This window comes from Cupriavidus sp. 01L45 (genome assembly GCF_056399885.1).
In genome coordinates this window covers 1-359 of the sequence record NZ_JBFTSG010000194.1, presented here as the reverse complement: position 1 = coordinate 359, position 359 = coordinate 1, and the positions used below count along the sequence as shown (strand labels likewise).

Genomic DNA, 359 nt, shown 5'->3' with positions numbered 1-359 from the left:
GGTAAGAATAGTTAATACGTGCAAGAACCGAGTTAAGGCTCGAACTGTGGGCAGCTGAGTTGGGCAGGTTGGCAATACCAGCATAAGATAAATTATCAAACGTGGTTAAATCGTTGGGAAACTGTTGCGCTGATGTGGTAAAAGATTTACCATTTTCGTACTGCGTAGAATAACCCACAAGTGCATTGAGGAAGTGTTTATCTCCGAAAGTATGGTTATAGGTAAGGGTATTTTCGTTCAGCCAGCTTAATGCATTGCCCGAGCCCAGGGCAGCATAGCCTTTGGTAGCATAACCTGTAGATCCTCCTGCCGGTGAGGCTGTAAAAGAAGGGGCATAATATTGCTGATTGGTGTTCAGG

General features: G+C 44.8%; 1 protein-coding gene. It reads right to left on the bottom strand.

The genetic code is table 11. The features are described 5' to 3' along the window. A partial coding sequence (locus AC1DT6_RS40680) for a hypothetical protein (RefSeq protein ID WP_477115638.1) occupies positions 1 to 359 on the bottom strand: 359 nt, incomplete at both ends.